The sequence below is a fragment of the Rhodococcus sp. DMF-1 genome (genome assembly GCF_021441945.1).
Taxonomy (GTDB): domain Bacteria; phylum Actinomycetota; class Actinomycetes; order Mycobacteriales; family Mycobacteriaceae; genus Rhodococcus; species Rhodococcus ruber.
The window spans coordinates 3529086-3542503 of the sequence record NZ_CP090442.1; the positions used below are offsets into that span (position 1 = coordinate 3529086).

The following is a 13418-nucleotide window of genomic DNA, read 5'->3' on the forward strand; positions in this document are numbered from 1 at the left end:
GAGGATGAAACTCCTTCTGCCACAGCCTCTCCTGGATGGTCCCCACTACGAGCAGGTGGGGCAGTGGGCGACCAGGTCGGCGCGCATGCCCAGACTCACCGCAGCATCGACCACGCGCGGCCACATCCGCGGCTCCGCCAGCGCGAAGTCCTGTACCGCGCCGCGCGAGTCGGCCGGTACCTCGAGCCGGTCCTCGGTGTTCCACAACGCCAACGCAGGACCGTTGGAATGCGCGGCGTCATAGTAGACACCGTGGATACGCCGTCGAGCCACGGGCTGATCCTCGTAGATCGCCCGCGCCCACTGCTGGGTGCGCGGGCGCGGATAGTCGCCGGTGGCCAGCGACGGCAGCGCACCGATGCGCATCGCCGCGCCCTGCCCGCGCAGGTCGAGCACGGTGACCGGGGCGGTCGGTCGCAGCAGCGCCACCCGGTAGCGCGGGCACACCGCCGCCGCAGGGAAATCCCCGAAGACCTCGCCGAGCGCCGTGGCCAAGTTGCCGGCGACGTACAGCACCGACCGCCCGTCCGGACACGTCCGCGGCGCACCGTCGGGGGCCGGCAGATGCGGGTCCAGTCGGTGCAACGGCCCGAAGTGCCGGTGGGTGGTTCCGTTCGGGGTGTGCGGGGACGGGTGGTAGATGCGGCACCAGCGCCACGGGTGGCCGGGGCTCGGTTCGCGCCACCGCCAGACCCATGCTCGTCCGCCATGCAGCGGTCGCGTCGGTGCGGGAAGTGGGGCTACCACGCGGCTGCGGTGCCGGCTTCGGCCGCCCGCACGACGTCGTCGATGCGCCCGGCGGCGAGCGCTTCGGCCGGGGTCGCGCCGTCGAGGTCGGGGTTCACGTTCAGGGCCCATTCGGTCAAAGACACCGCACCCCCGGGAAACACCCGACTCACCCGGGCCAGGCCGGGCACGAAGCCCTGCTCGGTGTCGGCGTCGAACTGCCACGACGGCAGTCGCCACTCCCGGCCCTTCTTCACCCCGATCAAATCCCCCGCCTTGAGACGATCGAGGACCGCCTGCTCGGACACCTCGAGCAGCTCCGCGGCCTCCGGTCGGGTCAGGGACTCCGCCACCACCGCGCGACGGGCCCGATACTGCCGGCGCAGGTTCTCCAATGCGGCGTGTCTACGCTCGGCCGGGGACGGACCCCGCCCCCACAACCCTGCGTCCAGCCCCTCACCCTCGTCCCCGACCACGCCGAGCACGAAACTCTCCCGCTCCGCCTCCGGCACACTGCCGAGCACGTCCTTCAACACCGCGGAAAAGCCCGCTGCACCCGGCGCCGAAGTCGTGGTACCTGCAGCGCCGGACGCGGGCGGCGTCGTCCGCGGGGTCGACGTGCGGGACTTCGTCCCGGCCGCCCGACCCCTGTCCTTCGTGCGCGCGGTCGAGGCCGACCCGATGTTCGTACGACCGGTCCGCTTCGTGCTCATATCCCCAGGCTACGCCTCTGAACAAGATAAACAAGAAAAGAAAGCGAAGGAGGGGACTGCCTCGGCTCGACGATGTGGATGCGCATCGACTTCCCTGGAGTTTCCCTGGGGTCGGATTCGGGATCGGCGGACCACCCGAACTTGTCGAGGCACCATGACACTCCTCGCCGCGCTGCGCCGGCACTTTCAGGTACACGCACGAACTGCCTGGTCACGGCTCTTCCTTTCACGATGAGGCCGGTGATCTAAGGCGCCGGTTCCCCGATCAGCAAGGCGAGCAGCAGCTCTGCCCGGACGCGGGCATCACCGAGGTCCACGCCGAGCACCTGCTCCGCCTTGGCGATCCGGCTGCGCAGGGTGTGCCGGTGCACCTCCAGGGCCGCGGCCGCCGCCTCCCATTGCCCGTTCGCCTCGAGGAAGGCCCGCAGCGACGCGACGAGCCTGGTCCCGCGGCCGCGGTCGTAGTCGGCGAGAGCGGACACCGTCGACGCGGCCACGGATTCGAGAACGGCCCGCACCGCCGGGGACGCGAGCAGGGCGGTGCCGTGGGTGGCGTCGAATTCCACGAGGCGGTGGGCCGCGTCCGCGGCGGCGACGGCATGCTCGGCCTGTTCGACGGCGCGGCGGGTGTCGGTGAGCCGGTGCGCGGCGCTGAGGCCGCCGCGGAGGGTGCGGGTCTGCGGCGGGGACAGGTCCGCCAGCAGCGCCGCCACGTCGGACAGCGTGTCCTCGCCGCGCAGCAGCACGGTGAGCGTCTCGTCGTCGCTGCGCGCGTACAGCGGACGTTGCCGGGCACCGAGACCGGCGTCGAGCACGCGCCGCACGTCGGCCGGGGTCGGGGTGTGCAGTTGCAGGATCCGGATTCGGTTGCGGGTGCCGACCGCGTCGGCGAGATACTCCGAGGCGTCGCCGGAGTCGAGGGCACCGGCGACGAGGAGACCGAACACCTTTGCGCCCAGCGCGTTCCGTTCCGCCCGCAGCCGCCGCGGCTTGTCCAGCTCGAGGGTGACGAGGGAGACGGCGTGGCCGATCAGGACGAGTTCGACGTTCTCGAGCGGCCGGTCGGCCTGCACGGCCAGGTATCCGCTGACGACGCCGGCGTGCGTGACCGGCTGCACCGTCAGCGTCCGGCCGGGCCGGCTCGTGGTGACCGAGCCGGCGCCGTCCCGGCGCAACTCCGGGATCTGCTCCGCCAGCTCCGCCGCGGCCTCGGGGTGGGCGGCCACCTCCCCGGTGCGCTCGTCCAGGTAGGCGACGGCGGTGTGAGTGGCGACGGCCAGTTCGCGCACGACGGCCGGCACACCGCCACGCAGCACGGCACGGGTGATGCGCACCTGGGTGTCGGCGGCGCGCCGCACGAGCTCGTACTGCTGCTCGGCGAGCCGGGCGGTGACGGCACGGCTCACGGCGGCGAACGGCGTCGTGTACGGCACCTCGAGCAGAGCCAGCCCCACCGCGTCGGCCGCCTCGAGGACCGACTGCGGAATCCGCTCGTGCGACAGCCCGGTGCCGAAGCCGAGGGCGGCGACGCCCGCCTCCGCGAGGCGGCGCACGTAGTCGCCGCCCGCCGCCGGCTCCAATCCCAGGCCGATGGTGAGGACGAGTTCCCCGCCGGAGAGCCACGGCCGCGGGTCCAGCAGTTCGGTGGGCTGGACGAAGCCGATCTTCCGGTCCATCCCGGCTCGGCCACCGCGCAGGGTCAATCCCAGTCCCGGTTGCCGCAGTAGCCAGGCGATGCCGACGCTCATGGGGCCATCGTAGGACGCCTCGACGAAATGGCACGGTGCGATTCGCCGAGTTGTACGGATCGGCCCTGTCTCGGGTCCGCCGCCGCTCCCATACTCGAATCGTCTCTACGCCGCCGAGCCCGAGGAAGTCCCCCATGACGAGCATCGAATACCGTCTTCCACAGCAGCGTCGCCTGGTCACCGCGCTGCCCGGCCCGCGCTCGGCGGCACTGACCGAGCGTCGCCGCACGGCGGTCGGGGCGGGTGTGGCGTCCTCCGTGCCGGTCTACGCCGCGGACGTCGACGGCGGGATCGTCGTCGACGTCGACGGCAACGCCCTGATCGACCTGGGTTCCGGTATCGCGGTCACCAGCGTCGGCGCCTCGGACCCGGCGGTCGTGGCGGCGGTGCAGGAGCAGGTCGCGCACTTCACGCACACCTGCTTCATGGTCACCCCCTACGAGGGCTACATCGCCGTCGCCGAGAAGCTCGCGGCCCTGACCCCCGGCGACCACACCAAGCGCACGGTGCTGTTCAACAGCGGCGCCGAGGCCGTCGAGAACGCGGTGAAGATCGCCCGCGTCGCCACCGGTCGCAGCGCCGTGGTGGTCTTCGACCACGCCTACCACGGCCGCACCAACCTGACGATGGCGCTGACCGCGAAGAACCAGCCCTACAAGGAGGGCTTCGGCCCGTTCGCCCCGGACATCCACCGTGTGCCGGCGTCCTACCCGTTCCGGGAGGGCCGCAACTACGACGGCACCGAGGTCACCGGCGAGCAGGCCGCCCACCGCGCGATCTCGCAGATCGACAAGCAGATCGGCGCGCACAACGTCGCCGCGATCGTGCTCGAGCCCATCCAGGGCGAGGGCGGATTCATCGTGCCGGCCAAGGGTTTCCTGCCCACCCTCGTCGACTGGGCGAAGGCCAACGGCATCGTCTTCGTCGCCGACGAGGTGCAGACCGGCTTCGCGCGCACCGGTGACTGGTTCGCCGGCAACGACGAGAACATCGTCCCGGACCTGATGACCCTCGCCAAGGGCATCGCCGGCGGCATGCCGCTCGCCGCGGTGACCGGCCGCGCCGAACTGATCGACGCCGTCCACGGCGGCGGTCTCGGCGGCACCTACGGCGGCAACCCCGTCGCGTGCGCCGCGGCGCTCGCCACCCTGGACCGGATCGAGCAGCTGGACCTGTGCGGCCGCGCCCGGCGCATCGAGCAGATCGCCACCGATCGGTTGCGGGCGCTCGCCGCGGACGTCGACATCGTCGGCGAGGTCCGCGGCCGCGGCGCGATGCTCGCCGTCGAGTTCGTCCGGCCCGGCACCCGCGAGCCGAACCCGGAGGCCACCAAGGCGATCGCCGCGAAGGCGCTCGAGCAGGGCGTCATCGTGCTCACCTGCGGCACCTACGGCAACGTCGTCCGCCTGCTGCCGCCGCTGGTGATCTCCGACGAGCTGCTCACCGACGGCCTCGACGTTCTCGCTGCCGCCGTCCGCGACGTCGCGGGCGTGCGCCCGACCCTGGCAGGAGTCACCCGATGACCCACACCCTTCCCGCGGGCGTCCCGACCCGCCTCTGGCTGGGCGGCAAGCTCACCGACTCGTCCACCGGCGCGACGTTCCCCGTCGAGGACCCGGCCACCGGCGCGGTGCTCGCCGACGTCGCCGACGCCTCCGCCGACGACGGGCTGCGCGCCCTCGACCTCGCCGTCGCCGCGCAGGCCGAGTGGGCGGCGACCCCGCCGCGCGTGCGGAGCGAGATCCTGCGCACCGCCTTCGAACTCGTCCACGCCCGCGCCGACGACTTCGCCCGCGTCATCACCCTCGAGATGGGCAAGACCGTCGCCGAGGCCCGCGGCGAGGTGAACTACGGCTCGGAGTTCCTGCGCTGGTTCGCCGAGGAGGCCGTGCGCATCGGCGGCCGCACCGCCACCGCCCCCGCCGGGAACGGGCGCATCCTCGTCACCAAGGAACCGGTCGGGCCCGTCCTGGCGATCACCCCGTGGAACTTCCCGCTGGCGATGGCCACCCGCAAGATCGGCCCGGCCCTGGCCGCGGGCTGCCCGATCCTGGTCAAGCCGGCCGCCGAGACCCCGCTGACGATGCTGCTGCTCGGGCAGGTCTTCGCCGACGCCGGCCTGCCGGCCGGGGTGCTGTCGATCCTGCCCGCCACCGACGCCGCGGCGCTCACCGGGCCGCTGCTCGCCGACGCGCGGCTGCGCAAGATCACCTTCACCGGTTCCACCGGCGTCGGCAAGCTGCTGGTCCGCCAGTCCGCCGACCGGCTGCTGCGCACCTCGATGGAACTCGGCGGCAACGCCCCGTTCCTGGTGTTCGACGACGCCGATCTCGACGCCGCCGTCGACGGCGCGATGGCCGCGAAGATGCGCAACGGCGGCGAGGCCTGCACCGCCGCCAACCGCTTCCACGTCGCCCGCCGTGTCGCGGTCGAGTTCACCGACAAGCTCACCGCCCGCATCGCGGCGCTGCGCAGCGGCCACGGCCTCGACGACGGCACCGACCTCGGCCCGCTCATCACCGCCCGGCAGCGCGCCACGGTCGACGCGCTGGTGCGCGACGCCGTCGAGCGCGGCGCCCGGGTCCGCACCGGCGGGCAGATCCCCGACGGGCCCGGCACGTTCTACCCGCCGACCGTGCTCGACGAGGTGCCGGCCGACGCGCGGCTGCTGCGCGAGGAGATCTTCGGCCCGGTCGCGGCGATCACCGTCTTCGACACCGAGGACGAGGCCGTCGCCGCCGCCAACGACACCGAGTACGGCCTGGCCGCCTACTTCTACACCCGCGACCTGGACCGCGCGATGCGCGTGGCGGGCGCACTGAAGACCGGCATGGTCGGGGTCAACCGCGGCATCATCTCCGACGTCGCCGCCCCCTTCGGCGGCGTCAAGGAGTCCGGTTTCGGCCGCGAGGGCGCGGCCGAGGGCATCGAGGAGTACCTCGACACCAAGTACATCGCCCTGTAGCGGGACCATCAGGAATCCGAATACCGGCTCGGTCCGGGAGCGCGGCACGTCGCGCTCCCGGGCCGAGCCGTATCCTATTGGGACTCAGTCATTCCGGAGCCGATCCAGGCGCGCCTCGAGTCCGGCGATCATCGCGTCGAGGCCGGCGTCGAAACCGGCGTCCGGGGTGTAGTCGCCGCCCGAGCCGGCGAACGCGTCGATCGCCGCGGTGAACACCGGGCTGACGCCGGCGAGGTCGGCGGTGTCGAAGATGTCGGCCGGGGCGTTGGCGTCGAGCGCGGAGCCGAAGATGAACGACTCCAGCGCGACGACGACCGGCACGATGGTCCCGATCGGCCACCCGGCCTCGGCGAAGCCCGCGGCCACCGCCTCGTAGACCGCGAGGGTGCGGGGCGCGCCCGCGACGGGCATCACGGCGATCACCGGGACCAGCGGCGCGTGCCGGGCGAACACGTCCCGGTAGGACAGGGCCCAGCGCCGTGTCGCCACGGCCCACGGCTCGGTGCCGAACCCGCTGACGTCGACCTTGGTCATGAGATCTTCCTGCACCCACAGCAGGACGTCCTGCTTCGAGCGCACGTGGTTGTACAGGGCGGACGGGGCCACCCCGAGGGCGCGGGCGAGCTTGGCGACGGTGAAGGCGTCGTAGCCGCCGTGTTCGATCACGTCGAGTGCGGTGTCGGTGATCGCTTGCCGAGACAGCACTTTCGTCGACGGCCGGCCGGCGCGCCGGTGCGTCCCCTCTCCCACGCCGCTCCCCCTCCGTCTCACGATTTCCGGCCACGAATTGCCGCGAGGGTCTTCTCCTCGCGCCTCGATGAGGTTACAGTGTGATGCGACACATATGAATGTCGTTCATTTTCTCGAAGGGGAATCCCATGCAATCCATCGAGCGTGACGTCGTCGTCGTCGGGGCGGGACCGTCCGGCCTGACCGCCGCCTACCGCCTGCGACAGGCGGGCCTGCGGGTCGCCGTCCTCGAAGCCCGCGACCGCGTCGGCGGCCGCACCTGGACCGACACGATCGACGGAGCGATGCTCGAGATCGGCGGTCAGTGGGTGTCCCCCGACCAGACCGCCCTGATCGCCCTCCTCGACGAACTGGGTCTGCGCACCTTCGCCCGCTACCGCGACGGCGAGAACATCTACCTCGACGCCGAGGGCCGGCCCGTCCGGTACCGCGGCGACACGTTCCCGACCTCCGAGCACACCCGCGCCGAGATGGACAAGCTGATCGCGCTGCTCGACGCGCTCACCGCCGAGATCGGCCCCCACGAGCCGTGGGCGCATCCGCGGGCGCGGGAACTCGACACCGTCTCCTTCCACCACTGGCTCCGGGCCAACTCGGACGACGAGGAAGCGTGCGCCAACATCGGGTTGTTCATCGCCGGGGGCATGCTCACCAAGCCGGCCCACGCGTTCTCCGCGCTGCAGGCGATCCTCATGGCGGCATCCGCGGGTTCGTTCAGCAACCTCGTGGACGAGGACTTCATCCTCGACAAGCGCGTCGTCGGCGGTATGCAGCAGGTGTCGGAGCGGCTGGCCGAAAGGCTCGGCAACGACGTGTTTCTCGGAAATCCGGTGCGGACCCTGCACTGGTCCGAGGGCGCGGAGGCCGGGGCGCCGGGGCGCGTGCGCGCGGTGGCCGACGGGGTCACCGTCGACGCCCGGTTCGCCGTGCTGGCCGTGCCGCCGAACCTGTACTCCCGCATCTCCTACGTCCCGCCGCTGCCGCGCCGCCAGCACCAGATGCACCAGCACCAGTCCCTCGGGCTCGTCATCAAGGTGCACGCCGTGTACGACACGCCGTTCTGGCGCGAGGAGGGCCTGTCCGGCACGTGCTTCGGCGCCGGGGCGCTCGTCCAGGAGATCTACGACAACACCAATTTCGAGGATCCGCGGGGCACCCTGGTGGCGTTCGTGGCGGACGAGAAGGCCGACGCCGTCTTCGAACTCTCCGCCGCGGAACGCAAGGCCGCGATCCTCTCGTCCATGGCCGGATATCTCGGCGAGAAGGCCCTGAACCCGGTGGTCTACTACGAATCCGACTGGGGCTCCGAGGAGTGGACCCGCGGGGCCTACGCGGCGAGCTACGATCTCGGCGGCCTGCACCGCTACGGCAAGGACCAGCTCACACCCGTCGGACCGATCCTCTTCTCGTCGTCCGACCTGGCCGCCGAGGGCTACCAGCACGTCGACGGCGCCGTGCGCATGGGCGAGGACACGGCCCGGCGCATTCTCGACGCCCTCGGCTCCCGCGCGACCGCGGCGGCCGGCGCCCCGGCGCACTGACCGCCCCGCGCTTCCCCCAGCAGATCCGAAGATCCGGTTTCACAACAGTTTTCACGCTCGCTCGGCGCCCGTCTCGGCGTCCGACCCGCTCACGACGAGGTGAGCATTCCGGTCCCGGCGGCGCCGCCCTCCGGCAGCGCCGCCGCCCTCCGAACCTTTCGCACCCGATCCGGCCGCCGGATCCCTGGCCCGGCACCGTCGGTGCGGCCCACACTGATCACCAGAGTCCCTGCCCCGGCCGGGCAGGCTCCGAGAGGAACCCAGCCATGACCGCTCTCCGCGAGAACTACATCGACGGCGCATTCGTGCCCTCGACGGCCACCGAATCCCTGCCGCTGATCGACCCGGTCGACGAATCCCTCGTGGGCTCGATCCCGGTGTCGACCGCCGCCGACGTCGACGCCGCGGTGGCGGCCGCGCAGCGCGCGTTCCGCACCTGGGGCAGGACCACCCCCAAGGAACGCCAGACGGCGCTGCTGAAGCTCGCCGACGCCCTCGAGGAGCACTGCGACGAACTCGTCGAGGCGGAGTGCCGCAACACCGGCCAGCCGAAGTCCATGATCGCCGACGAGGAGGTCAAGGTCGGTGCGGACCAGCTGCGCTTCTTCGCCGGCGCGGCCCGCATGCTCGAGGGCAAGGCGGCCGGCGAGTACATGGAGGGCCACACCTCCTACGTGCGGCGCGAGCCGATCGGCGTGGTCGGTCAGGTCACGCCCTGGAACTACCCGCTGATGATGGCGCTGTGGAAGATCGGACCCGCGCTCGCGGCCGGCAACACCATCGTCCTCAAGCCCAGCGACACCACCCCCGACAGCACGCTGGTGCTCGCCCGCCTGACCCGGGGCATCCTGCCCGACGGCGTCTTCAACGTCGTGCTCGGCAACGCCGCCACCGGGGCCGCCCTCGTCGAGCATCCCGCGCTCGGCCTGGTGTCGATCACCGGTTCGGTCCGCGCAGGCACCGAGGTGGCGGTCTCCGCGGCCCGGCAGCTCAAGCGCGCGCACCTCGAACTCGGCGGCAAGGCCCCCGTCCTGGTCTTCGACGACGCCGACGTGCCGAAGACCGCCGAAGCCGTCGCGGCGGCCGCCTTCTTCAACGGCGGCCAGGACTGCACGGCCGCCACCCGGGTACTGGTCCACGAGTCGATCCACGACGACCTCGTCGACGCGCTGGCGCGGCAAGCCGAGCAGCTGCGTCCAGGCCGCCCCGACGACCCGGACGCCTTCTACGGCCCGCTCAACAACGCCGCGCACTTCCAGCGCGTCACCGACAAGATCGCCGCCCTGCCCGCCTCGGCGACGATCGTCACCGGCGGCCGGCGCGCCGGTGAGAAGGGCTTCTTCTTCGAACCGACGATCGTCACCGGCGTGGGCCAGCACGACCCCATCGTGCAGGACGAGACGTTCGGCCCGGTCCTGACGGTGCAGTCCTTCGCCACCGAGGACGAGGCCGTCGCGCTGGCCAACGACGTCCGCTACGGGCTCGCCGCGAGCGTGTGGACCCGCGACCACGGGCGCACCCAGCGGCTGTCCGCCACGCTCGACTTCGGCGCGGTGTGGATCAACTGCCACATCCCGCTCGTCGCGGAGATGCCGCACGGCGGGTTCAAGCAGTCCGGCTACGGCAAGGACCTCTCCGCCTACAGCGTCGAGGACTACACCCGCATCAAGCACGTGATGAGCACCCACGACTGACCTGCCGCGGCCCGACCGCGCCGTTGCCGGAAGCCGGCGGCACCCTCCCGCCGGCTTCCCCTACCGGATCGGAATCCCATGAGACTGGTTGTCGGATACCTCGCCACCCCCAGCGGCGCGGACGGGCTGGCGCTCGGCGTCCAGCTCGCCCGCAGCCTGGGCGCCGAACTCGACATCTGTATGGTCCTGCCCCCGGACCGCCCGGTGCCCTCCCGGGTGCCCGCCGAACCCGGGTACGAGGACGTCCTCGCCGGCACGGGCGAAGCATGGCTCGCCCAGGCGGCGGCCACGGTGCCCGACGACGTGCGGGCGCACACGCACCTGAGCTTCCACGAATCCTTCGCGCAGGGCCTGCTCGACGAGGTCGCCCGGCTCGGTGCGCGCGCCGTCGTTCTCGGGGCCGCGGGCGACGGGCTCCTCGGCCGGCACTCCATCGGCACGGTGTCGTCCGAGCTGCTGCATTCCGCGCCCGTGCCGCTGGCCCTGGCACCGCGCGGATTCCGACACTCGGCCGCGCCCCGCGTCCACGAGGTCACGTGCGCACTCGGCACCCGCACCGGAGCGGACGTCCTGCTCAGGACCGCGGTCCGCGCCTGCGAGCGGATGCGCACGCCGCTGCGGCTCGTCTCGCTCGTCGCCCTCGATCCGCACGGTCTCGGCCGCGACGCGCGCAAGTCGCACGAACTCGCCCTCGAGTCGGCGCGGGCCCACGCGCGCACCCTTCTGGACACCGCCCGCGCCGAGCTTCCCGGCGACTACCCGGTCCGGTCGCTCGTCGCGGACGGGGACACCGTCGAATCGGCGGTGGCGAAGCTCGAATGGCACGACGGCGACGTCGTGATGGTCGGCTCCAGCCGGCTCGCCCAACCGCACCGGCTCTTCCTGGGTTCGACGGCAGCGAAGATGCTGCGGGTCGTTCCGGTGCCCATGATCGTCGTTCCCAAGCACGAGTTCGAGAACAGTGAGTAGACCCGTCATGACGAATTCGCTTCCCACCACCGAGATCCGGGAGGTCCCCCCGATGGCCGCACCCACCGACGGTGTCGTCTCGAAGGGCCTGGCCGCCGGCCGGATCGGCACCTTCGGCGGTGCCGTCCTGGGCATCTCGTCCGTCGCGCCGGGTTACACGCTGACCGCGAGCATCGGCCTGATCGTCGCGGCCGTGGGACTGAAGATGCCGGCGATCTTCATCGCCGGGTTCGTCCCGATGTTCCTCACCGCGTACGCCTACCGCGAACTCAACTCCGAATCACCGGACTGCGGAGCGTCGTTCACGTGGTCGACGAAAGCCTTCGGCCCGTACGTGGGGTGGATGTGCGGCTGGGGCATGGTGATCGCGACGATCATCGTGCTGTCCAACCTGGCCGCGATCGCCGTCCAGTTCTTCTACCTGTTCCTGGCGCGGATCACCGGAGACGCCGCGCTCGCGGATCTGCCCGGGAACAAGCTCGTCAACGTCGGCACGACCCTGGTGTTCATCGCGATCGCGACGTGGATCGCGAGCCGCGGCATCACCACCAGCGAGCGCGTCCAGTACGCGCTCGTCGGCTTCCAGATGGTGCTTCTGCTCGCGTTCGCGGTCGCCGCGCTCGTGCACGTCGGCGCGGGCGACGCGCCCGCCGGGCTCTCGCTCGACGCCTCCTGGTTCGACCCGTTCCACGGACTCGCACTCGGCGCCTTCGTGATCGGCGTGACCGGCTCGATCTTCGCGTTCTGGGGATGGGACACGTGCCTGACCCTCGGGGAGGAGTCCCGCGACCCGAAGAAGACCCCGGGCCGGGCCGGGTTGCTGTGCGTGGCCACGATCCTGCTGACCTACCTGCTGGTGTCGGTCGCGGCGATGATGTACGCCGGCGTCGGTACGACGGGTCTCGGGCTGGGCAATCCCGACAACTCCGAGAACATCTTCGGCGCCCTCGCCGATCCCGTCCTGGGTCAGTGGGGCGGCCTGCTGCTCTTCCTCGCGATCTTCGTCTCGTCGGTGGCGAGCCTGCAGACCACCTTCCTGCCCGCGGCGCGGACGATGCTCGCCATGGGCGCCTACGGCGCGTTCCCGCGCCGGCTGGCGGCGGTGCACCCCCGCTTCCTGGTGCCCTCGTACGCGACGGTCGTCGCGGGGGTCGTCACCGCGGTGTTCTACGCCGGCGTGACGTTCCTGTCGGAACGGACCCTGCTCGACACCATTGCGGCGCTGGGGATCATGATCTGCTGGTACTACGGGATCACCGCGTTCGCGTGCGTCTGGTACTTCCGGGGACGGCTGTTCACCAGCGCTCGCAACGCCGTGTTCCGCTTCGCCTTCCCCCTCTCGGGCGGGATCATGCTCGCCGCCGTCTTCGCGATCTCCGTGGGCGAGAGCATGAATCCCGACAACGGCAGCGGCGCCGAGATCGGCGGCATCGGACTGGTGTTCTTCCTCGGCTTCGGGATCCTGCTGCTCGGTGCGGTCCTGATGCTGGTGATGCGGGCCCGCAACCCGCAGTTCTTCCGCGGGGAGACCCTCACGCGCAGCACCGCCGCGCTCACCGGTGAGACGGACGTGCTCTCCACCGACCGCGGTTGACCTCGGACCGCACCGATCACCGCCGGCCGGGCCGCTCAGCGCCCGGCCGGCGTCTGTGCGACCAGGCCGGCCACCAGTGCGCGCAGGCCGAATTCGAAGGCGGCATCGGCCCGTTGCGGATTGGGGCCCGCGGTCTGCAGCGCGGCGCGCATCGCGTCCCCGGTCTCGGGGACGTTCGCCCACACCACCTCGGGCGCGGCGAGGTCGAGCGCCGAGCCGAGAACGAAGCTGTCCACCGTCGTGACGGCATGCAGCACCTGCGCCGGGGTGAACCCGGCATCGGTGAATGCCTGTGCCAGAGCGTTGTACAGCCCGAACGCGACCGGCGACTGCACGGTCTGCGCGGTGAACAGCGGGATCAGCCGCGGATGCGCGGCGTAGGCGCGACGGTACTCGCGGGCGAGGGCGGCGACGGTCTCGGACCAGTCGCCGGCCGGGGCGCCCACGGCGATGGTGGACATGATGCGGGCCCGCATGGCCTCGACGATCTCGGCGCGCCCGGACACGTGGTTGTACAGCGACGACGGCCGCACCTTCAGCCGTTCGGCCAGTCCGGGCATGGTGAAGTCGCCCGCGGTGTCCACCATCCGGATGGCGGCGTCCGTGATGATCTCGGGCGAGAGCAGCCGCGTGGGCGGTCGTGGCATACGGACACTCCTCGAAATCGTCGTGGGCTCTTGCCCGGAACGCGCTCGTCCACCATACTTAACGAATCACA

11 protein-coding genes are annotated in these 13418 nt (G+C 71.6%); 6 read left to right on the top strand and 5 right to left on the bottom strand.

What is annotated here, in order from left to right; all coding sequences use genetic code 11:
* Positions 1–45: 45 nt before the first annotated feature.
* The 3 genes from LZP97_RS15990 to LZP97_RS16000 form a co-directional block, all read right to left on the bottom strand.
* Complete coding sequence (locus tag LZP97_RS15990; RefSeq protein WP_326491661.1) at positions 46–585, bottom strand: RES family NAD+ phosphorylase; 540 nt, start codon at positions 583–585, stop codon at positions 46–48.
* 155 nt (positions 586–740) lie between these two features.
* Entirely contained in the window at positions 741–1250 is a 510-nt protein-coding gene (locus LZP97_RS15995) for a helix-turn-helix domain-containing protein (protein ID WP_108754953.1), read from the bottom strand.
* A gap of 434 nt (positions 1251–1684) precedes the next feature.
* A complete protein-coding gene (locus LZP97_RS16000) occupies positions 1685–3187 on the bottom strand; it encodes a PucR family transcriptional regulator (protein ID WP_124258866.1) in 1503 nt (500 codons plus the stop codon).
* Positions 3188–3321: 134 nt separating this feature from the next.
* On the opposite strand from LZP97_RS16000, the gene gabT reads away from it, so the two are divergent.
* A complete protein-coding gene (gene gabT / locus LZP97_RS16005) occupies positions 3322–4710 on the top strand; it encodes a 4-aminobutyrate--2-oxoglutarate transaminase (RefSeq protein ID WP_234574811.1) in 1389 nt (462 codons plus the stop codon).
* Entirely contained in the window at positions 4707–6152 is a 1446-nt protein-coding gene (locus LZP97_RS16010; protein WP_234574813.1) for an NAD-dependent succinate-semialdehyde dehydrogenase, read from the top strand. Before gabT ends, LZP97_RS16010 begins: the two co-directional genes overlap by 4 nt.
* Before the next feature lie 84 nt (positions 6153–6236).
* Here LZP97_RS16010 and LZP97_RS16015 read toward each other — a convergent pair whose 3' ends face one another.
* Positions 6237–6857 carry a TetR family transcriptional regulator gene (locus tag LZP97_RS16015; RefSeq protein ID WP_234574814.1) on the bottom strand — a complete coding sequence of 207 codons (621 nt, stop codon included), beginning with the start codon at positions 6855–6857 and terminating at the stop codon, positions 6237–6239.
* Between the two features lie 173 nt (positions 6858–7030).
* Between LZP97_RS16015 and LZP97_RS16020 the strand changes: the two genes are divergently transcribed.
* From LZP97_RS16020 to LZP97_RS16035, 4 genes are all read left to right on the top strand, one after another.
* Positions 7031–8443 carry a flavin monoamine oxidase family protein gene (locus tag LZP97_RS16020; RefSeq protein WP_048773312.1) on the top strand — a complete coding sequence of 471 codons (1413 nt, stop codon included), beginning with the start codon at positions 7031–7033 and terminating at the stop codon, positions 8441–8443.
* Between the two features lie 266 nt (positions 8444–8709).
* Positions 8710–10137 carry a gamma-aminobutyraldehyde dehydrogenase gene (locus LZP97_RS16025; RefSeq protein ID WP_040270176.1) on the top strand — a complete coding sequence of 476 codons (1428 nt, stop codon included), beginning with the start codon at positions 8710–8712 and terminating at the stop codon, positions 10135–10137.
* Positions 10138–10215: 78 nt separating this feature from the next.
* Entirely contained in the window at positions 10216–11106 is an 891-nt protein-coding gene (locus LZP97_RS16030) for a universal stress protein (protein ID WP_017679891.1), read from the top strand.
* A gap of 52 nt (positions 11107–11158) precedes the next feature.
* The gene (locus LZP97_RS16035; RefSeq protein WP_304563469.1) at positions 11159–12700 is read left to right on the top strand and encodes an APC family permease; all 1542 of its coding nucleotides are present in this window, start codon (positions 11159–11161) and stop codon (positions 12698–12700) included.
* 35 nt (positions 12701–12735) lie between these two features.
* Here the strand turns inward: LZP97_RS16035 and LZP97_RS16040 are convergent, their stop codons facing one another.
* The gene (locus tag LZP97_RS16040; RefSeq protein ID WP_017679889.1) at positions 12736–13347 is read right to left on the bottom strand and encodes a TetR/AcrR family transcriptional regulator C-terminal domain-containing protein; all 612 of its coding nucleotides are present in this window, start codon (positions 13345–13347) and stop codon (positions 12736–12738) included.
* Positions 13348–13418 lie beyond the last annotated feature (71 nt).

Coding starts and splice junctions, on each gene's coding strand:
- LZP97_RS16000 (WP_124258866.1), bottom strand. CDS start 3,187: ATGAGCGTCGGCATCGCCTGGCTACTGCGGCAACCGGGACTGGGATTG.
- gabT (WP_234574811.1), top strand. CDS start 3,322: ATGACGAGCATCGAATACCGTCTTCCACAGCAGCGTCGCCTGGTCACC.
- LZP97_RS16010 (WP_234574813.1), top strand. CDS start 4,707: ATGACCCACACCCTTCCCGCGGGCGTCCCGACCCGCCTCTGGCTGGGC.
- LZP97_RS16020 (WP_048773312.1), top strand. CDS start 7,031: ATGCAATCCATCGAGCGTGACGTCGTCGTCGTCGGGGCGGGACCGTCC.
- LZP97_RS16025 (WP_040270176.1), top strand. CDS start 8,710: ATGACCGCTCTCCGCGAGAACTACATCGACGGCGCATTCGTGCCCTCG.
- LZP97_RS16030 (WP_017679891.1), top strand. CDS start 10,216: ATGAGACTGGTTGTCGGATACCTCGCCACCCCCAGCGGCGCGGACGGG.
- LZP97_RS16035 (WP_304563469.1), top strand. CDS start 11,159: ATGGCCGCACCCACCGACGGTGTCGTCTCGAAGGGCCTGGCCGCCGGC.
- LZP97_RS16040 (WP_017679889.1), bottom strand. CDS start 13,347: ATGCCACGACCGCCCACGCGGCTGCTCTCGCCCGAGATCATCACGGAC.